Here is a 20,000-nt window from a genome sequence, read left to right as displayed (position 1 = left end):
CCGCGGGATCGGAGCCCGCTCTGTCGCGCTGGCGGCCCACAGGCTCTCGGCAGCCTGACGCAGGTGGCCCAGTGGTGCGATTTGCCTGGCATCTGCACTGTTACGACGCAATATGTCTGAATTATTACTATTTCGTGATGATCGGTCACCGGGAATGTTACGTTTTCTTAACAGTGATGTGCTGGAGCTAGGACCAGTAATGAAGCAGTTCTAGTATCGGGAGGACACTCCCCTTCAGCCGAAGAAGTCGGGCTGAAAGAAACAAACTGTTTTTCGCATAATCGAGTGGCTCTCCTCCTATGCCCACCGAATATGCCCTCTGTGAGAGAAGTGAACGGGATGAATATCGTGTCCCAAAACGATCGCGCATTCAATGATGAATCGTGTGAGGTCTTCCTCGGGCACCACCGTCGGATGCGTTGTGGTGAACTCAGCTCACGGGCTCCGAACGGCCGCTTGAGTCGTGTCGCGCCCATGTCGGCGGTTTCCGCACGCGTAGAACGCAACGACTGTGTATCGGCACATGCGCTCGATGCGGGTGTGGGTGCCGGGCAAGTGATCGTGGCGCCGTGAAATTGAATGCTGCCCCAATGCGTTCAACACGTGCCGCGGCCAAAGGAAGCCGCGCGGAGATTGCGGAGATCACCGGGTTTCTGGCGGATCCCCACATCTGTGGGGTGCTTGTCATCGGCGCCTCCGGAATGGGCAAGACCACGATCATCAACGGTGTCGCAGCGAACCTGGACCCGGATGTGCCGGTCTTCCGGTTCCGCGGCTCGAACCTGATTGCCTCAAGGAAGCTGGGCATCTTCGAAGTTCTGCTTTCGTGTGAGGGAGAACAGGCCGATGAGATCGCATCGGGCGCCGCGCTGTCGGTCATGAGTCGGATCTTCGAACGGGAGCAATCACCCGTCGTGCTCATCGACAATGCGGACCGGGTCGATGAGCATTCGCTCTCGATCATCTCCCAGCTGGCTTCCGCCGGTCGGATCAGACTGGTCGCGGCCGCCGAAACGATCAGGCCGCCGATCGATCTGCTGGCGGCGCTGTGGACTGCAGGCAGGATCGTACGCACCGATCTTGAGGGCCTGGACGAGGATGCGATCGCCGCCATCGCTCGCGAAACAGGAGGCGAGCTCGATGACAGGACGATTGCAGATTATCGTCAGAAGTCGCAGGGCAACCCACGCATGCTGAGAAAGCTCATCGTCGGTGCGGCCGCGAGCGCCTCTTCTCGCCGAGGCGCCGATCATCGGGCGCTGTGGAATGTGCGGCCGGAGCAGAAGCGAATTCTCGAGATGATCGCGATGGCCGGTGCATTGCCGTATGAAGCGTTGCGGACCCTGTGCGAGCCCGAGGTCCTCGACAACCTGGTCGAGGGCGGAATCATCAACATCACTAGAGGCCGGTACGCCGAAGTGTCGGTGGTCGAACCTGCTGTCGCTCAGAGTCTGCGCGACGGTGTCCAGCCTTCGCATAGCCTGCAGCTGCTTCGGGACATCACCCCCGTTCTGGAGACGACACCTCTGGTCGGGGCCGCGCTGTTCGGCCAGGTGAGATGGACGCAGAACTGGGGAGTTCCAGTCGACGAGGTCAAGGTCCTCGGTGCTGCCATGTGGGCGAATGAGCGAGGAGACTTCGCTGCGGCGATCGAATTGCTGAGACACTCGAATTCTGATGATCCGGAGATCTACCTGGAGCTGGCGCGCGGGGAGCGGGGCCGAGGGGACTCCGTTGAGGCGGAGCACATCGTTGACCGTCTGATCTCCTCTCCGCAGGTGGGAGAGGGGTCCGACAGGTATCTCTCACGACTGGCGTGTATCGAGCTGCGGTTGACCGATCCCCGCGAGCCTCGGACTTTGCGTACCGAGTGGATTCGCGAACGGCTGCGTAGTCCCGTCGACACTGGTCGGTTGGACGTCACTCGTGCCCAGTTCGACGTGCGCGGAGGACGCTTGGACGAGGGGCGAAAACTGGCAGAGCGAGTCTTCCGCAATCGCAGCTGTCTGCCCCGACACCGTCAGCGTGCCTGCTCGCTGCTCGGCCAGGTGGAGATCATGTGCGGCCGAATTGAACGCGGTCTTGAGTATCTGACGCAGGCCGAGATGATGTTTGCTCTGCCGGATACGACGAGCTTCGAAGTCGAAGACTCAGTGCCGCAGATATTCATCGGATTCTATCTGGCAGGAGACTGGGATCGCGCACGCACGACCGCCAGACGAATCGTTGAGGTGCAGCCAGGTTCGGTTCCTGTCACAGCTCTTGTCGATTTGTGGACCGGTCACTTCACGCGGGCACGGCAGACTCTCAGCAAGGCTGTGGCGAAGGGGAGCCAGCGTGGAGACGGACGCGAAATCGTTCAAGCTGCTCTGCACCTGGCCGAGGGGCTGCTGCAGATGCGTGAGACCTCGAGCAGACGCACATCGACAGCCTCGGCAGACGATCGCATTGCCCGATTCCGCCGACACGAACCGGACAGCGGGAAAACCGTAGGAGGGACCACAGGACCGGTCCACGGTCTGCCCAACGCCGACTATGACTGGTGTCAGGACTATCTTGCCGACCTGCTTGAACTCCAAGCCCATGCGCTGAGGAACCCGGCGAAGCTCGCGGACGATCTGCACCGCCTCGGTACAGAGGCCGAAGAGCGTGGCGCCCACACCCTGGCTGTCTTTGCCTGGATGGAGGCGAGTCGGCATGGCAGCACGGCGGCGCAGCGGAGTCTGCCTGACGCAGCAGAGAAGGTGGACGGAAACCTGGGGCGACTGGCAACTGCGGTGGCGAAGATTCGCCCCGGTGACGATGACGAAGCGGTCATTGCCGCAGCGGATGAGGCGCTGAAGTTCGGGGCCATTGTGATGTGCGCAGATCTGGCACGCTCCGCACGCGACAGAGCCGTGCAGAACAATAACCCGACTGCGATCAAACAAGCTCGGATGCTGCTGGATTCGAGTCTGCGCACGATCACCTTCGACGCTGGTGGCGCAGACCTGTCTGCAATACTCACCACGATCGAGAAGCAGCTGGTCAATGGCGTGGCCGAGGGCGCGAGCAACTCGGAACTCGGCGATCGGCTGCATCTTTCGGTGCGTACAGTGGAATGGCACCTCGGCCGTCTCTATCGGCGCCTGCATGTCAGAGACCGGCAGGAACTCAAGGTGATCGCGCGGAGTCTGGCATGACCCAGCGGCATCTGCATCGAAGCCCACCGATCTTCGGCCGCGAAGACGAGCTCCGAGCCATTGAGGAATCGCTGACTGACGCCTCCGGAGTCGGCATCCTCATCGAAGGCGATGTGGGCATGGGAAAGACGCGTCTGGGGAGAGAGGTGCACCGTCGCCGAGGTGGGAAGGAGCCCTGGTTACACGCTGACCGCGTGCTCAGCCAGACCCCGTTCGGGATCTTCGGGATGATCGTTGATCTCGATGAGCCAGGTGGTCTGATCGGTCGCGTGATCGTGGCGGTGACTGGGGGCGCGCAGATCCCAACCGTGTTCGTCGACGACGCTCACTATCTCGACGAACACAGCGTTCGTATGCTGTCGCAGCTCGTAGCCGACGGCAGGATCAAGCTTGTGGCAATGACTCGCCATTCGATGGTGGGCGAGTTCTGGCCCTTTGCCGATCTGGTCGACGAACAGATGCTTGCGCAGATGGTGCTGGGGCCGCTGACGACGAAGGACATGCGCACCGCAGTCGAGTACAGTTTTGGCGGGATCGCCGCCCAGGGAGTCCTCGACATCGTCGAGTTCCACTCGGGGCGCAACCCCGGAAAGCTGTTGGAACTGCTCGAATACTGCCGGAGGCAGAACCGCCTTCTGATGCGTAAGGGCGTTCTCGTCCTCGACGGTCTCGACATCGACTTCGATGTCCGAGCCCGCGACTTCGCTCGCATCGATCTCGATCAGTATTCGGCAGAGGAGAGGGAAGCCCTCGAGCTGGTCGTCATGGCAGGCGAGATCGACATCGACCTGATGCTCACGGCCGGACTTGGTCCAGCAGCCGACCGACTCGTTGATGTCGATGAGCTGCGCATCGTCGGGGGCACTTCTCGCGTCTACATTGCACGCGAACACCACGCCTCGGAGACGATTCGCTACAACGCGCCGATCGGCCGCAGCCGGAAGTGGTACGGCATGGTCCGCGACTATCCGGACAATCCCAGCAGACGCTCCCAGATGCTCAGGACGGAATGGGCGCTGGGGTGTGGAGCGGCCGTGGACGAACGGCAGGTCGTCGCTGCCGCGATGACCGCGATTGAGATGGGCGAATGGCATCGAGCCCTGCGAATCATGGCAGATGTCCCGATAGCTCGATTGACGGCGCCGGAACTCTACGAGCTGGCAAGCCTCTACTGCAACGTTGGGCAGGTGGCCTTGGGACTCGATCTCCTCGCTCATTGTCTGCACAGAGCGTGCTGCCCGGGACTCGTCGTCACCGCCGCAGTGTTGTGGGCCAACCGCCAGGTCACTCACCGGTCAGTGGCGCTTGAGGTTGCCGACTTCACCGCGGCGCTCGACAGGATCGCTGCGGGCGAGATCGACTGCTGCGACGACGAGTCGTGCCACCCGAACGAGGCGAACCTTGACCATGAGGCGAGGAGGGCCTTCGCCGCGGAAAGCTTAGATGATGCAACGGCGAGGACGGTGCTGCTGACTATCTGGTCTGCTGTGGGCACCTACGGCCCTCCGGATGCAGATCTGCTGCGTTCCCATGCATTTGATACCTCCTTGCCCCACGTCTATCGCATGGGAGCGGCGCTCATCTGCGCATCCCGCGACCTGGAGCTTGGGCGAGCTCGCAGGGCCCAGGAAGTCCTCGCGCTGGTGAAACGTGAACTCCCTGCTGTGGGAATGGGTTCAATGCTCCTGCGAATGCTCGAGGCAAGGGTGATGATGGAACTGGGCGATTTGGACGCTGTTCATCGTTCGCTGCAGCTGCCGCAGACGAGCGATATCGCTCATATCGCGGCACACAGCGGAACCAGCGACATCATGGCGGCGGAGGTTTCACTGATTGAGGGCGACTTGGACCAGTCGCTGCGTTTTGCGCGTGCTGGTGTCGAAGCATTGGATCATTGGAATCAGTCTTCCATGCTCGTCTCGGCGCTGGGGGTGTCGCAGTACATCGCTACGCTCAGCGGAGAGACGGACATAGCTGAGGACTTTGACGCCAAATTTGCTCAGATGGAGTCCTCCGGGCTGCACGTTGAGTCCAGACGGGCGCTGGTGTTCACTCTCATCTCTCGGTGGCTGCGGACCTCTGATCCGGAATCCGAGAGGCGGCTGCGGCACCTGCTCGAGGACGCAGACAGGGACCAGGAATTCGGTCTCTCGGCACAGATTCGCTCGCTCCTGTTTCGCCATCTCGGAGAGGTCGATGTCGCAGAGATGCGTTGTCTCTCCGCAGCGGGTGAAGGGCACGCATTTCGACTCCTCGGGGCAGTGGGTGAGGCGCTGTGGTCGAAGGATGCTGCGGTGCTGTTGAGATTTGCTGATACGCAGCGATTGTCCGCGCCGGACATTGCCGCTCGATGTGTGCAGATGGCCCGGGAGCGACTCAATCATCGCGGCAGCGCGCCCCTCGCGCGCGGTTCCTACGACCTGTCCGTCCAACTGACGGAGCGGGAGCGGGAGATCTGCGGCTTCTTGGTCAAAGGAAAATCGAACGCGGAAATAGCGGTTCTTCTCGGAGCGGCAGTGAGAACGGTCGAAGGCCACGCCTATCGCCTTTACCGAAAGCTCGGAGTCACTCGTCGGCATCAGGTTGCAGAGGCCGTGGCGAGGTTGAATATCGAAGCGTTGGGATCAGCGAAGCAGGAGACCGACCGCTCATAGTTTCGCAGCGTGCTGAGATCACCCGGATGTGGCCGAAGCGCGATTGGGAGAAACGGCTCGCAATGTCCCTTCGGGAAACCGCAAGGATATCGAAAATCACTCTGCCGATGATTGTAGTGAAGCTAATGTGAGTGGGCACCAGGGTGATTCGTTTCGATGTTTGAAAAGAATCCAAGTGGAACATTTCGGTCGAATTTCTCATGCTTTGTGACAGCAGTCCAATTCGCTGCGAAATGAATTCCCGGTAATCCCCTTTGTGCGACACGACGATTTCAGGAGGGCGAATTGACAGATGGAACTGCGACTATTGTGATCGGCTCTGCGGGCCGACGCCTCTATCTCATTGATTGGTTTCGTGCTGCTTTCTCTACACTCGGCTTGAACGGGAGGATCATCGTCGCCGAAAATGATCCCTCGAGCGCCGCTGCATCGTATGGGGACGAGACTCGGCTGCTGCCGAGATACACCGATCCCTCCTACGGCGATGAGATTCTGCGGTTAGTTGATGAGGTCAAGCCGCGGCTCTTCCTCTCGGCGAATGACTACGAGCTGATGCAGCTGCACGTGAAGACGGGTATCGCGGACTCCCTGCGTGACCGTGGTGTCTTCGTCCCCGGTGTCTCTGCCGCATGGCAGATCGGCTGTGCAGACAAACTTCGGATGGCGCAGATGCTTGCAGACGTTGATGTCCCCACCCCGAGAACAGTGAAGGGCAGTGATCTGGCCAGGCTTCTCGCGACTGCGGGGAGAAGCGACGAATTCGTCGTCAAACACCGATTCGGTAGTCGTTCTTCCGGTTTGGCCGTGGCGTCTGCCAGTGGTGTAGGGGAGGCGGTAGCTCATTCCGCCAAAAGTGTTCCGCCCCGCGCCGGCAGGGCAGATCCCAGGGATGATGTCATCGTGCAACCCCTGGTGCCCGGCAGCGAATACGGTGTCGACATCGTCTCCAGCCTGGTGGAACAGGGGTCGCTCTCCGGAGTTTTCGCCCGCCGCAAGCTGCGGATGCGCGCCGGCGAGACCGACAAGGCCGTCACTGTTGACGCCGAGCCGTTCCGGGAAGCCTCGGGCAAGATCGCTCGGGCGGCAGGGTTGTCCGGGCTGATCGATGTCGACATGTTCCTCGACGATGCGGGACAGGTGTCCGTCATCGATATCAATCCTCGGTTCGGAGGCGGCTATCCCTTCGTGCACCTGGCAGGAGCAGACGTTCCCCTCTACTACACGGGTCAGGTCTTCGGGATCCCCATCGATGAGGGATGGAAGCAGTACGAGGCGGGCGTCATCTCCGCCAAATATCAGGAAACCCGGGTGACGTCTCGTGGTTCGCGAGTGGATACCGACTTCTCCGCCGAGATGGAACACACATAGACGACGAACTCGCATCGGCGTTGCACGACGGTGCTGCCGCGGCAGCAGCGGCCCCACCACAGCAGCGACAGTGGTGACGACGTCCAGACTCAATGAGGAAGGCATTCATGAACTCCACAGAACATCCACGGATCACAGGTCCGCCGACTCCGGCCTTCGTCATCGACAAGTCTGCGCTCGAATTGCTGGTCAATCGCTTTCAGGGTGCGTTGGCGCAGCATTGGCCCAATTCCGTCATGTCATATTCCGTGAAGACGAACTCCCTGCCGTGGCTTCTGACCTATATGAAACGGCAGGGTATCTGGGCAGAAGTCGTCTCGGACTCCGAATACAGGCTGGCCTGCGCAATCGGCTACGAGCCGGAGCAGATCGTGTACAACGGCCCGGTCAAGAGCCGGAAGGTCCTCCGCGCCGCCTTGCGTAACGGATCGCTCACGAATTTGGACTCGAACAGGGAAGTCAGGTGGGCGGCCGAGCTGGCCGCCGAGGACCCGAGTCTGGATGTGCGAGTCGGCCTCCGGGTCAATTGGGACCTCGATGCGCTGTGTCCGGGGGAGAGCACCGTGGTCGGCGAGTCGAGCCGATTCGGTTTCGACTACACCAACGGCGATCTCGAAGCGGTGATCTCACGGTTGTCCGAAGCCGGCGCAAGCGTCGTCGGTCTCCACATGCACCGGAACTCTCGAACCAAGAGTCTGCAGGTGTATCAGGCAGCGGCCGGAGTCGCCGCGGAGATCATCTCGACCCTTGACCTTCACCTGGACTGGATCGACATCGGAGGCGGCTTCTTCGGGAGCCTCGAAGACACCACAATGTTTGCGGACTACATCTCCTGCATCCGCGCAGAGCTCGAGTCCGTCGTTGATCCCGACCGGACTCTGCTGGTCATCGAACCCGGGGGCTCCGTAATTGCGACCCCGGTGGAGCTGCATGCGCAGGTACTCGACACCAAGGACATCGGGACCCAGCGGTTCGTCATCACGGACACGAGCAGGACCGATATCGATCCGCTCTTTCGCAAGCAGGTCTCGTATGACATCGCCACCGAAGCCGTTCCGAGCACGAGCCATCCTGAACAGGTGCTCGCCGGGTTCACGTGCATGGAAGACGACAGACTGATGGTGTTGAAGGACTCTCCTAAACTCGTTGAGGGAGACAGAATCGTCTTCCGACGAGTCGGCGCCTACACCATGACCTACGGTTCTTCGTTCATCGAGTTTCAGCCGGCGGTCTATGTCCTTCACGAGGATTCGCTGACTCTGGTGCGACGTCGTGGGGGAGTTGAGGACTACCTCAACGGCAATATGTGGGCGACTGGGCAGCCGCCGCCAGCAGATGCTCCATCTGACTAGTCTGCAGCAGCGGCCGCGACTCTTCGGCAGCTGTCGCGCGCTCGACAACAGCGGGTGAAAACGACTGAGTAGAGGAACCAGTGCTGTCTCTGTCATGACTGAGTACTGACCGGAATATGTCCGGGCATGACCACCTTTCTGGGCATCCTCTGCGACGGAATCATGTGGGCATGGACAACAACAGGTCGTGGCGAAAGCCGCCGAGGAATGACGAAGATTCAGCTGCTGAGCGGAGCACGCGATGCACGCGCTGATCCGCCGCGCCGAGCTTGACCAGCTGCGCAACCTCCTAGATCGTCACAGTGCGGCAGCCGTCATCAGCTCGCCGGGACTGGGCGGTGATGAGATGCTCATGGCGTTGGAGAATGAGTCGACCGTCCCCGTCATCCGAGTTCCCAACGGCCAGACCGAGTTTGTTCGGGCCTATGCAGGTTTGGAGATCGTACTGGCCTCCCTGCGCACTCTCAGACTCACAGGCTTCGATTCCGCAGACCTCGAGAGCAGGTTGCGTGCAGAGAAGTCTGACTCCCTGGATTCGGTTCCGGCAATCGCGGATGACATGACCCGACTGGTCGGCAGTCTGGAACCGGAGCAGAGCGCGCTGGTCATAGTGCCGGGAGCCGATGACATGGATCATTCCTCGCAGGTCATTCTCGGTCACATGCTGCGACGCATGGCAGGCAAACGGCTGAAGTTCGCGGTATCGACGGGCGCACTGTCTCCGAACAGTCCGCTGGCCGGAGTCCCCGCAGTAGAGCTGCGGCAGCTGAGCGAAAGTCGAATGCGTGAACTGGCTGATGACCTGACGGGCGGACGCATTGCCGCGGGAGTGGCCGACGCAGCTGTGCGCACAGCCTCAGGACGACCCTCGGCACTGCTTCAGCTGCTCGAACGTCTGCCGTCGAATCAACTGGAAGGGTCGCAGGCCCTGGACCTGCCGCTGCGCTTGGGCCCGAACGCGGAGAAGATGGTCTCGGCGCAGAAGATCGGACTCGGCACCTCCGCTGATGAGCTGTTGGGGCTCATGTCCTTGGCCCCCTTGTCCCCGCGGCCCGCATTGCTTGGGGCCTCTCGTGAGGCACAGGAATGGTTCTCGGAGCTGGAAGCCCGGGGCACCGTCGAGAAGGACGGCTTGTACTGCCGCATCTCGGAGGAACTGACCCGGGCCAGCAGGCATCGAGCCATGAGTATCGATGAGCGTCTGGCCGGTCACTCGCTGCTCGCGCAGCGTTGCGAGGGATCCTACCCCGAGCTTCACCACTGGCACCGGTCCTTCATCGATGCCGCGGATGAGACGCCACTCCAACTGCTCACGGACGCCAGTGAGCTGGTTCGGTTGGGAATGGAGTGGGCCGGCATCGAATTCGCCGAACGCGCCCTTGCCCTCTGCATGGACCCGGGGGCGGTTTCCGCGCAGCTGAATGCTCTGGCTGCTTGCCTGATCAACCGCGGTCGCATCGATTTCGCTCTGCGCTACCTCGACCACGCAGTTCGCAGCACCGACGCGAGAGTCATCGTCCGAGCACGCACGCTGAGAGTGTGGGCTGAATTCCTTGTCCACCAGAGCGTCCCACTGCGCCTGCGCAACCAGTGGAGTCGCAGCGAAGCGGCGGCTGCGCCGACTGAAGTAGCGCATCTGCAGCTGGTCATCGCACTGTGCCATGTGCTGAGGAGAGAAAATGCTGAAGCGCAGGGGCTGCTGAGTACCGCAAACGGACTCAGCGCTCACTTCGACGACCGATCAAGGCGACTGCACCGATCTCTGGACGTCCTGCTCGAATGCGGACGAGGGCGTGACAGCCGCGCTGTGGAGGATTTCCGGGCACTCGACACTGTCGAGGATTCAGACCCCGTCGGTCTGCTCCTGCTGTCCATGGGCCTGATGGTCGCCGAGAACTACGACTCGGCTCTTGCCACTCTGGACTGTTTGGACGCGTGCGACGTTCGGGGAACCATCTGGGAAACGCACTCGCAGGTTGTACGCGCCGAGATCGCAATTCGACGAGGAGATACCGGTCTGGCCATTGCACTCATCGACAGATGCGCGCCCACTGCTGGGTCCAATGGGGAGATCCGACTGGACCGTCTTCTGCTGCTGCAGTGCTGGAGCCTCCTGGCACAGGGACGTGCCAGTGATGCGGAGAAGGTCGAAGCAGCAGTGACTGCGCATGCCACGGCCTCTCAGAATCTCAGCCTTCTGGCTGAGCTCAACGCAATCCAAGGCAATTATCTGCTGCGCATGGGTCTTCCCGCCGAGGCGGTGCGCCATCTGCATCGCTGCGAAGAGCTGGCTCTGAGTGAACTCAACCCGAACGTCATCCGCTACGAACCGGATCTCATCGAGGCCCTGCTCGCCACAGGGCGACGAGAACACGCGGGAATGCTCGTCCGTGTCTTCCACGGCAGAGTCGAGAGGGTGCCATCTCGTTGGGCGGAAATCGCCCTGGAACGCTCGCGCATCATCATGCTCCCCGAGGCTGCGGGCCTGGAAGCCATGGGACGGCTGCTCGGTTCGTGGCGGCCCGATGACTCCCAATTCGACAAGGGAGTGACGCTCCTGGTGATGGCCAACCGTCTTGCCGAATGCGGTGCTCACAGCGGTGCCACCGAACGAGCACGCCTGGCGGTGGCGATCTTCCGTGAAGTCGGCTCGGACCATTTGGCCCACACCGCCAGCCCCGAGCGCACACAGGCTCGAGCGGAACCGGCGCACAACAGTCTGCTTGACCAGCTGAGCGCAGATGAACGAACCGTCGTTGAGCTGGTTCGACAAGGTCTGAAGAACAGGGAGATCGCACCGCGGATATTCGTCTCCCTGCGCACAGTGGAGCTGCGACTGACATCTGTGTACCGAAAACTCGACGTCACCTCGCGGACCGGACTCATCGCTCGATTGGCGAATGGCGCGGGGCTCCCTGTGGCCTGAAACCGACGGCGACCGCAGGAACTCGACGGTCTCCCGCAAGCCTGCAGCAAGACGAGAGGCGGCACCGTCGTGCACGCCTAGCCTGAGAATCGGAAGAGAGTGAGGAACGCATCATCATGGTGACCGACGAAACGAGCTTCAGCCCTGAACAGGGTTCCCGCATCGCCGCAATATGCACTGTCCCGGCGTCTGAAGGAGTGCCGAGATGATCGGATATCACGTCATCAAGAGACTGTTGGACATCCTCGGTGCACTGGTGGCCCTGCTGGTACTGGCACCGGTTATCGCCGTCGTCGGAGTCCTGGTCCTTCTGTTCCTCGGTGCACCGATGTTCTTCACCCAGGAGCGCGTGACTCAGGGCGAACGGGTCTTTAGGCTGTGGAAGTTTCGCAGCATGCTCAACGCAGATCCCGAGCGAGGCCTTGTCTCCGATGGGCAGAGGATGACTCGCTTCGGTCGGGTGCTGCGCTCGAGCAGCTTGGACGAGCTGCCCAGTCTGTGGAATGTGCTGCGTGGAGACATGAGCCTGATCGGTCCGCGACCGCTGCCCACCCGCTATCTGCCTCACTACTCGGACCAACAGCGGCGTCGACATCAGGTGCGTGGAGGACTGAGCGGCATGGCTCAGGTCAGCGGCCGCAATCGTGTGCGCTGGGATGACAGATTCGACCTGGACGTCGAATACGTGGATACCTTGAGCTTCGCTCTTGACCTGCGCATACTCCTGCGCACGGTGACCATTGTCCTGCGCGCCGATGGCATCAGCCAGGACGGTGAGGTGACCGCGGAGAATTTCGGCGGCACCTTGAAATCGGACCTGCTGGTGTTCGAACAGCGCACTCGGACCGAGGCCATCACGACGTGGGCTGTGAACGGCACAGCAGGACAGACGATCGGATCCTGTGAGATGTCGGTCGTGAACGCTAAGACTCTGTTCATCCGCTTCGACGACTGGTCGGAGGCGGCACCGGAGATCGAGATGCGGCGAGAGATCGTCCGACTCCTGACCAACCGGGCGCGGGCCACCGAGGCAGAATTCGCAGTGTGCGCTCCGCTTGCAGACAGCGTGGATCGTTCGATTCTGGCCGAAATTGGGTTCTACGAGATCACCGCCCCTGACGAACAGTTGAAATTCGGACACCGTCAATCAGCCGACCGGATTCTTGCCGCCTGCAGACTATGGCCAGATGAGACTGTCCGTGCCGAAACGTATGGGGCCGCGGGCCGAGGCAATACGGCGATGCAGAGTCTGCCGAAGGCGGACGCAAGCCAATGACGAACGCCTCTGTCAACGGAGACTGGGCAGTGATGCCCACAGGATTTCGGATACTCGTCGTGGGCCTGAACAACATCTGCCGTTCCCCACTGGCGGCACGGATGCTGCAGCACGAGCTCGATACCGAGGCGCCAGGTGAGTTCAGCGTGCGCAGCGCAGGAACCCACGTCACACCTGGGCGGCCAGCTGCCGTGGAAGTCTTGAGATTGGCATCGCGCCGAGGGATTCGTCTGCACGGATTCGTCGTCAGTCAGCTTGATGAGGCAATGATCTCCGAAGCCGATCTCATCTTGGTCATGGACAGAGCACTCAGACGCCAGGTCGTGAAGGTGAGTCCGCGGGCACTGCGGACCACGTTCACCCTGCGCGAGTTCGCACGCATCCTTCCCACTGTGCGCCCCGAACAGCTGGCGACGCCGACTGGACGGTGGCAGTCCCTCGTCGCTTTGGCCCCCCGCTATCGGACTCCTCCACCTGGGGGTGCAGACGATGATGATGTCATCGATCCGCACAACCGCCCCGCACGAGCATACGAACGGATGAATACTCAGATCGTGTCCGCGATCGACGTGATTCGCGAATGGGAAGTGCGGGGATGTGCCCCCGACCACAGTCACTGAGAATGCGGCTCTGGTCGAGATCCTCAGGGGCGAGTGCGTGGGAGGCGAATGTCTCCGCAGGGTCGTTGCGGGAGGCCGCAAGCTCGGTGACGAGACCGACCGTGATGCCGTCTCCGACAGTACAGTTGGGGCCAAACATCACCGCAGCTGTTTCCCTTCAGACCGGATTGGACCCGAGATGAGCATCATCGATTTTATGCGGATTGTGCGCAAGAACATCGTTCTGCTGATCGTGATGATTGCAGCAGGCGGTCTTGGCGGTGTCGGTGTCTATCTCCTGCTCCCCGACGAGTACACCTCGGAGACCGAGCTGTTTGTGTCCACGGTCGAAGCAGCGAACCCGGACCAGAAGCAGATCGCGTCTGCCTTCGTCCAGGAACGGCTGCGAACCTATGTTGATCTCGCTGATTCCCGACTTGTGCTCGAACCCGTCATTCGCGATCTGGATCTGAAGATCAGTCCCGAGAAACTGGCTGAATACGTGTCGGCCTCATCCGATCACGGGACCGTGCTGCTCACCGTCAGCGCGACTGCCGCAACACCTGGAGGAGCCGCTCGAGTTTCGGAGGCGGTGGCAGACAGCCTCACCACGACGATCACCGACCTTGAATCCCGCCACGGGAAGGCACAATCAGGTATCCGTCTGGCCGTGGCCAACGATGCGAGTGTCCCATCGACGGCGAGCGGACCGGCGCTGTGGCTCTGCGCAGCAATCGGAATCCTCCTGGGGGCGGCACTCGGCATCGCAATTGCGCTGTTCCGCTCCGCACTTGACTTCAAAATCCGCGATATCACAAGTATCCGCGAGGTGACTGCTGCGCCGATCCTCGCCTCGGTGCCGGTGCGCAACGAATCCTCAGCGCATCCGGAGCCGACAGCGAGCTATCAGGATTCTCCCTTTGCAGAGGCAATTCGGCGCCTGCGAGCCAACCTGCGATTTGCTCGAGTCGAAGACTTGAACAACGTCATCGAAGTCACCTCATCGGTGCCCTCCGAAGGGAAGACTTCAACCAGTGTGAATCTGGCGATCTCGCTGGCGCAATCCGGGCAGCGAGTGGTGCTGGTTGATGTCGACCTCCGCCAGCCTGCCGTGGCCGACAGGCTCGGCCTTGAGAACTCAGCAGGGTTGACGACCGCGCTGCTGGGAACCGCGGATGTCCACGATCTGCTGCAGCCATGGGGACAAGACGAGCTCTATGTGCTGACCGCCGGCGACAAGGTGTCCAACCCATTGGAACTCATTGACTCGAGGTCGATGTCCAAACTCATGACCGTCCTGCGCAATGATTTCGACACCGTCATCCTCGACTGCCCACCAGTTCTTCCTGTCGCGGACGGTCTGCTGTTGGCCAAGATGGCTGGTCGGATAGTCCACGTCATCGCGGTGAATGAGACCTCGCGCAACGAGCTGGAAGAAGCACTGAACGATCTGTCCGTGGTCGACACTCCGCTCAGCCTCGTCGTCAACAAGGTCCCTCTGGGGCATACCGACCTGACTGGATATACGAAGACCTACTCGGCGCGGCAGTCGGTTGCCAGCCTGCCGCCCGGGTCCCGTCACTCCACGACGAACAGCGGCGAAGATTCGCCTCTCACCGAAGGCACGGAACCGGTCGGATGGTTGTCGGGAGAGCTCGGTGCCGAGCAGTCCACGCGCACACCTCGAGTCTGGCCCGGAAGCCGGACTCGGCGGAGAGCACAGCGCACCGAGGGGTCCGGAGGCCTGACCGTAACCTCCGATCGAGCCGCTGGAGAATTCGATCAGCCGGGCACGGGAACAGCCGATGCCGCCAGGAGAATCGGGGCTGGAGAGCGGACTGCAGAGCAGTGACGGCCAGGAGTGAGTCACCGACCGCTCTTTTCAGAATCCTTGTCGTCTGCACCGGAAATCTCTTTCGTTCGCCGCTGGCCGCTGGACTGCTCCAACAGGGGTTCGACGAAGTCGCCCCCGGTCGATTCGCCCTCGACAGCGCGGGCACTGAAGGCGTGGTCGGGGCCGGGGCAACCGAGGATGTGCAGTCCTTGGCGGCAGACTGGGGTTTCGACCTCAGCGAGTTTCGCGCCAAGCGTCTGCAGCCTGCGCATGTCACGAACGCTGATCTGGTGATCGGTATGGAGCGGTGGCACCGGAGCCAGGTGGTGACTCTTGAACCGCGCGCGCTCAGACGAACCTTCACACTGCGGGAGTTCGCACGCATCATCCATTCCCTCTCGACGCCCGAAGACTCCACGACTCGACAGCGCTGGGAGAACCTGGTCGCTTTGGCACAGCGTTCCCGCATGCCGGCTCCCGGTGGACCGGACTTCGACGATGTTGTCGATCCGCACGATGACTGGGATCTGCTCAACCCGGTGATGTCCGACCAGTTGCTCCCGAGTGTGTACGAGATGGTCGATTGGGAGTACCGGAACAGCGGCCTCGGCCGAGCCTGAAGCGATGCCCGTTCACCGGGCCCGTGTCACCGACCGCATACGACTCAACCACACCGTGTACGGCCCAATCACATCGTCTGGACTCAACCACACCGTCTGAGACCCGATCACAGAGTAACCGGCGATGACTCATGCCTGGGTCGGGAACAGTAGAACTCGCCCAGCAGCCGTGTCAGCGAGCCGATGAACACCGCGAGGCATCCTGCTTCCACGGCGGACATTCCGGCCATGCCGGCGATCCCACCGCCTGCGAGAACAGTGCCGATCGCGGCTGCGCCGACGAAGAAGGTGGCCCAATAGCGGTTGAGGACAAGCAGGTTCGCCGATGCCAGATAGGTCGGCAGTGTGCAGAGTGCAGCCAGGGCAAGGAAGAGCACGGCTTCTCGGGAGAGGACGAAGTCGGCACCGTAGATGGTCGACAGCAGCCACGGTCCGATGAACAGCGCGAGCACGACAAAGGGGACAAGACTGGTCAGAGCGATCCCGCACAGCCGTTTCACTCTGCGCCGCAGCACCACGGCCCCTTCGCCGTCGTGGATGGTGCGAAAGGCAGGAAGGACGACCGTCTCGATCGACGCGCCCACCAGATTGGCGAAGACGACGAGGTAGGCGGCCGAAGCGTAGCGTCCGACGTCGCTGGGTGATCCGAACCAGGCGACTACGGCAAGCGGCACATAGGACAGCAGGGAGTAGACACCCTGCATCAGGGACATCGGGACTCCTGCCGAAATGAGTGCACGGATCTCCTCGCGCACCGAGGTCCGTGACTCTATTGCCCCGGGCGTTTCGGGCGGTTTGGCCGAGGCCACCCAGATGGTGACTGCTGTGCCCGCAGCAGACACCACGGCAGCCGACCACAGTGCGGTGACGACTGAACCGGTTGAGAGGATCACCGCGGTGACCGTGATTGCGCTGACCGCGGCCACGCCGAGGAGGATGAGTCCGAAGGCGAAGAGACGCTCAGTCTTCTGCAATCGGGCATAGAACAGATCACCGATCGAATCGCTGACCTTGATCATGAGCAGTGGAAAAGCGAGAGCAGAGTGGATCTGAACGGGCCCGAAGATGACCAGCCCGGTGATGATGAGGGTGGACAGGCCCACGGTGGACAAGCGGCATCCGAGATAGATGCGCCAGCGCACGGTCTGCTGCAGGGTGACGAAGAGATTGCGCAGACCGAGCTGCGTGGCGATGAATACAGGTGTCATCATCGCAATCAGCGTGGAGTAGTGGCCGACGGCGATCGGTCCGCTCTGCTGAGCGAACAGCCACACCAGATACCACTGGGCGCCGGCAACAGCGACATTGCCCACAGTGACCAATGCAAACGAGGATCGGGAGCTGTGCACCGGTGGATTCCTCCTCGACTTCAGGGACGACCTCACGACGACGAGGGCTGGATTCCAGTATCGTCCCCACCTGCGGCTCCGTGACCGGCTTTGCCGCCGGATTGCGGATGCACCACTGACATGTGCGGTATTCCGTGCATCCCTCGCGGTGAACCGTAGACAGAAGCAGGAGGGGGTCCTTCCTGAAGCACGTTTCACTAGGCTGAAAGCGCGAGAACGAGTCCCGGACATCGAGCTGAGCTGCGATGTCGTCTTATGCCGGTTCTCCGGCCCGACCAAAGCTGATCTCTGATGAATCTCCAGCAATTTCTCTACCTCCTCCGCCGTCATACCGTGTTGCTCATCCTCACCGTCGTAGCCGGCGGGCTGGGTGGATTCGGGGTCTCGACCCTGCTCCAGCCGACGTATACAGCGCGCACCGAACTGTTTGTGTCGGTGCCCACCTCAGGCGATCCCTATGAGATGCGCATGGCTTCGGATTTCATCAAGGAGCGAATCCAGACCTATGTGGGAATGGTCAGCAGCGAATCCGTCCTCGAGCCAGTGGTCTCAGATCTGGAACTCGACACCACTCCGGAAGCACTGGCTGGCCAGGTCGAAGCATTCAGCGATCCCGAGACCGTGCTCATCACCGTCCAGGCTCAGGCCGAGGACGCGGACGGCGCGGCACGGTTATCGACTGCAGTTGCTCGCAGCCTGACGGAGAGGATCGGAATGCTCGAGAACCCGGGAAAGACGGATACGGCTGCCATCGACCTCATCGAGGCGAACGCGGCGGTGGCCCCGGAAGAGTCAGACGGCTTGCCCAACTGGGTCTTCGCACCCATCGGTGCACTGCTCGGTCTGGCGGCAGGCATCGCAATTGCGATTGTGCGTGGAACCTTTGACAGCGTCGTCCGGACGAAGGACGATCTGGCGGCGATCACCTCGGCGCCGTTGATGGCATCGGTCCCAGAAGATCGCGCCATCGTTCACGAGTCTGCCAGGGGCGGACCCGCGATCGCAGGAATCCGCGGTGAGTCGATTCTTCGGCTGCGAACCAATCTTCGCTTCGCCCACGTCGACGAAGAGAGCACCGTCCTGCTCATGACCTCGGCTCAGGCGGGGGAGGGCAAGACCACGCTCAGCCTCGACCTTGCCATCGCGAGCGCTCGCGCGGGGCAGAGCGTCGTCCTCGTCGATGCCGACCTGCGACGACCGAGTGTCGCCTCGCGTTTGGGCTTGGAGAATGCGGCCGGCCTCACGACCGCTCTGGTCGGTGGCCTCGATTTGAGTGAGCTGCTGCAGACCTGGGGTGATGACGGCCTCAGCGTGCTCACGGCCGGAGAGATTCCGCCCAATCCGGCGGAGCTGCTTGAGACCCGTGCAATGGCAGAACTGGTCTCCGAACTGGCAGGCAGGTTCGACCTTGTCATTCTCGACGGCCCACCGCTGCTGCCTGTGGCAGACGGACTCGTCCTCTCCAGACTGGCCAGCAGAACCCTCCTGGTTGCGGGCGCCGGACGGGTGAAGTCCCGCGCCGTCGCAGAATCCGTCAGAGCCCTGGACGAGCTGGGAGCTCCGATCGGTCTCGTGCTCAACAGGTCCGAACTGTCGGCGGCGGAGGCCGACCGAAACCGAACCTACGGAATTCAGTCCGAGCTGCCCAGTGCTGCTCTGCCGCTGGCAAGCAACGACGGCGGCACGAAACGATCATGATCGCCATCTGGTTCGGGCTGACGACTGTCTGGGTTCTCATGCTCGTTCTGAGCTGGAGAGTCCCGCAGCTGCGGCATTGGAGCAATGCGCTGCTTCCGCTGATTTCACTGATCCTGATCAACACCATCGTTGCGGCCTTGGGCAACTACGACATCTCCGACAAAGCGATCTATTCGACGGAATTCCAGGTCCTCAGCTTTGCGCCCACTGGCGAGGTCTTCTATGCCTACGATAGTGAGGGCCGCGAACCTGCCTTCCTCCTGCTGGGCTGGCTCATCGGTCTCTTCACTCATGATCCGCAGGTCTACTTCTTCGTCATCGCCCTGCTCGGTTCGATTGTGCTCGCCCTGGCACTGCTCTGGCTGCTGCGGTCGACATGGCAGGTGACCGTCGTCTACTACATCACCTTCTGTTTCGGATTCTTCACCGGGTATTCGAGCTATCTGCTGCGGCAGGGACTGTCTCTGCTGTTCATCCTGCTCGCTCTCGTCTCGATCTGCCGGCGAGCCCGCCTGTGGCAGACACTCGTGTGGCTGGCCATCGCATCTCTCTTCCACTGGTCGGCTATTCCTGCGGCGCTGCTGCTGCTTGGCATCCGGTTTCTTCCGAAGGCCTCCACAAATTTCCTCGTGGGAGTGTGGGTGGTGTTCTCTCTGCTGTTCCTCACAGGACTCAACGCAACCTTGTTGGCGCCGTTCGCCTCCGGCTCGGAAGAACTCGAAACCTACACCGATCCTGAGAACGCCGATCTGTACACCGGCGGGACGAACAGACCGGACTTCTGGATTCTCGGGCTCTGCGTCCTCGTGATGGGCTATGTCGTGCTGAAGACGATCGATGGCCTGCCGGACTGGTACCGACAGCTGTTCCACGCCTTCATCATCCTCAATACCTACTACCTTGCATTGGGCTTCGTCTACTACAGCGACAGGGTCGCGGCCTATTCCTGGTCGATAGTGCCGCTGATCGTGACGATCCCCGTGCTCTGCCTGAAAGGGTGGAGACAGGGACTGGCAAGTGTCGGGCTCATGATCGCCTTCCTCGGCTGGAGCCAGTACATCGGCGCAATGGACAAGCTGCTCAATACCTGATGATGGACATGCTGCTCAACACCTGAGACCTGTGCTGAAGCAATGCAACGC

The 20,000-nt window shown here is 61.5% G+C and carries 12 protein-coding genes; 11 read left to right on the top strand and 1 reads right to left on the bottom strand.

The window, feature by feature from the left end; genetic code table 11:
• The first annotated feature begins 590 nt into the window (after nucleotides 1–590).
• From LQ788_RS17995 to LQ788_RS17955, 9 genes are all read left to right on the top strand, one after another.
• Nucleotides 591–3,182: a LuxR C-terminal-related transcriptional regulator gene (locus LQ788_RS17995; protein WP_231443377.1), complete on the top strand. Its 2,592-nt coding sequence runs from the start codon at nucleotides 591–593 to the stop codon at nucleotides 3,180–3,182.
• A complete protein-coding gene (locus LQ788_RS17990) occupies nucleotides 3,179–5,836 on the top strand; it encodes a LuxR C-terminal-related transcriptional regulator (protein ID WP_231443375.1) in 2,658 nt (885 codons plus the stop codon). Before LQ788_RS17995 ends, LQ788_RS17990 begins: the two co-directional genes overlap by 4 nt.
• Before the next feature lie 309 nt (nucleotides 5,837–6,145).
• Nucleotides 6,146–7,204 carry an ATP-grasp domain-containing protein gene (locus LQ788_RS17985; protein WP_338077592.1) on the top strand — a complete coding sequence of 353 codons (1,059 nt, stop codon included), beginning with the start codon at nucleotides 6,146–6,148 and terminating at the stop codon, nucleotides 7,202–7,204.
• A 107-nt stretch (nucleotides 7,205–7,311) separates the two neighbouring features.
• Nucleotides 7,312–8,556: a type III PLP-dependent enzyme domain-containing protein gene (locus LQ788_RS17980; RefSeq protein ID WP_231443371.1), complete on the top strand. Its 1,245-nt coding sequence runs from the start codon at nucleotides 7,312–7,314 to the stop codon at nucleotides 8,554–8,556.
• 241 nt (nucleotides 8,557–8,797) lie between these two features.
• Nucleotides 8,798–11,482, top strand: coding sequence for a helix-turn-helix transcriptional regulator (locus LQ788_RS17975; protein WP_231443369.1), 2,685 nt, complete (start codon nucleotides 8,798–8,800; stop codon nucleotides 11,480–11,482).
• Nucleotides 11,483–11,687: 205 nt separating this feature from the next.
• The gene (locus tag LQ788_RS19880) at nucleotides 11,688–12,758 is read left to right on the top strand and encodes a sugar transferase (RefSeq protein ID WP_275902024.1); all 1,071 of its coding nucleotides are present in this window, start codon (nucleotides 11,688–11,690) and stop codon (nucleotides 12,756–12,758) included.
• On the top strand, nucleotides 12,755–13,378 hold the full coding sequence (locus LQ788_RS17965; protein ID WP_231443368.1) for an arsenate reductase/protein-tyrosine-phosphatase family protein: 624 nt from the start codon (nucleotides 12,755–12,757) through the stop codon (nucleotides 13,376–13,378). The genes LQ788_RS19880 and LQ788_RS17965 overlap by 4 nt, the downstream gene beginning before the upstream one ends.
• A 178-nt stretch (nucleotides 13,379–13,556) precedes the next feature.
• Nucleotides 13,557–15,209 (top strand): polysaccharide biosynthesis tyrosine autokinase, encoded by a 1,653-nt coding sequence (locus LQ788_RS17960; RefSeq protein WP_231443366.1) that lies wholly within the window; start codon nucleotides 13,557–13,559, stop codon nucleotides 15,207–15,209.
• Nucleotides 15,206–15,811 carry an arsenate reductase/protein-tyrosine-phosphatase family protein gene (locus tag LQ788_RS17955; RefSeq protein ID WP_231443364.1) on the top strand — a complete coding sequence of 202 codons (606 nt, stop codon included), beginning with the start codon at nucleotides 15,206–15,208 and terminating at the stop codon, nucleotides 15,809–15,811. The genes LQ788_RS17960 and LQ788_RS17955 overlap by 4 nt, the downstream gene beginning before the upstream one ends.
• Nucleotides 15,812–15,918: 107 nt before the next feature.
• Here LQ788_RS17955 and LQ788_RS17950 read toward each other — a convergent pair whose 3' ends face one another.
• On the bottom strand, nucleotides 15,919–17,160 hold the full coding sequence (locus tag LQ788_RS17950) for a lipopolysaccharide biosynthesis protein (protein ID WP_231443362.1): 1,242 nt from the start codon (nucleotides 17,158–17,160) through the stop codon (nucleotides 15,919–15,921).
• A 291-nt stretch (nucleotides 17,161–17,451) separates the two neighbouring features.
• On the opposite strand from LQ788_RS17950, the gene LQ788_RS17945 reads away from it, so the two are divergent.
• On the top strand, nucleotides 17,452–18,858 hold the full coding sequence (locus LQ788_RS17945; protein ID WP_231443360.1) for a polysaccharide biosynthesis tyrosine autokinase: 1,407 nt from the start codon (nucleotides 17,452–17,454) through the stop codon (nucleotides 18,856–18,858).
• Nucleotides 18,855–19,949, top strand: a complete 1,095-nt coding sequence (locus LQ788_RS17940; protein ID WP_231443358.1) for an EpsG family protein — start codon at nucleotides 18,855–18,857, stop codon at nucleotides 19,947–19,949. The genes LQ788_RS17945 and LQ788_RS17940 overlap by 4 nt, the downstream gene beginning before the upstream one ends.
• Nucleotides 19,950–20,000: the final 51 nt, after the last annotated feature.

The sequence above is a fragment of the Brevibacterium zhoupengii genome, assembly GCF_021117425.1.
Lineage (GTDB): Bacteria > Actinomycetota > Actinomycetes > Actinomycetales > Brevibacteriaceae > Brevibacterium > Brevibacterium zhoupengii.
This window is presented reverse-complemented; position numbering and strand designations above follow the sequence as displayed.

Coding starts and splice junctions, on each gene's coding strand:
- LQ788_RS17995 (WP_231443377.1), top strand. CDS start 591: ATGCGTTCAACACGTGCCGCGGCCAAAGGAAGCCGCGCGGAGATTGCG.
- LQ788_RS17990 (WP_231443375.1), top strand. CDS start 3,179: ATGACCCAGCGGCATCTGCATCGAAGCCCACCGATCTTCGGCCGCGAA.
- LQ788_RS17980 (WP_231443371.1), top strand. CDS start 7,312: ATGAACTCCACAGAACATCCACGGATCACAGGTCCGCCGACTCCGGCC.
- LQ788_RS17975 (WP_231443369.1), top strand. CDS start 8,798: ATGCACGCGCTGATCCGCCGCGCCGAGCTTGACCAGCTGCGCAACCTC.
- LQ788_RS19880 (WP_275902024.1), top strand. CDS start 11,688: ATGATCGGATATCACGTCATCAAGAGACTGTTGGACATCCTCGGTGCA.
- LQ788_RS17965 (WP_231443368.1), top strand. CDS start 12,755: ATGACGAACGCCTCTGTCAACGGAGACTGGGCAGTGATGCCCACAGGA.
- LQ788_RS17960 (WP_231443366.1), top strand. CDS start 13,557: ATGAGCATCATCGATTTTATGCGGATTGTGCGCAAGAACATCGTTCTG.
- LQ788_RS17945 (WP_231443360.1), top strand. CDS start 17,452: ATGAATCTCCAGCAATTTCTCTACCTCCTCCGCCGTCATACCGTGTTG.
- LQ788_RS17940 (WP_231443358.1), top strand. CDS start 18,855: ATGATCGCCATCTGGTTCGGGCTGACGACTGTCTGGGTTCTCATGCTC.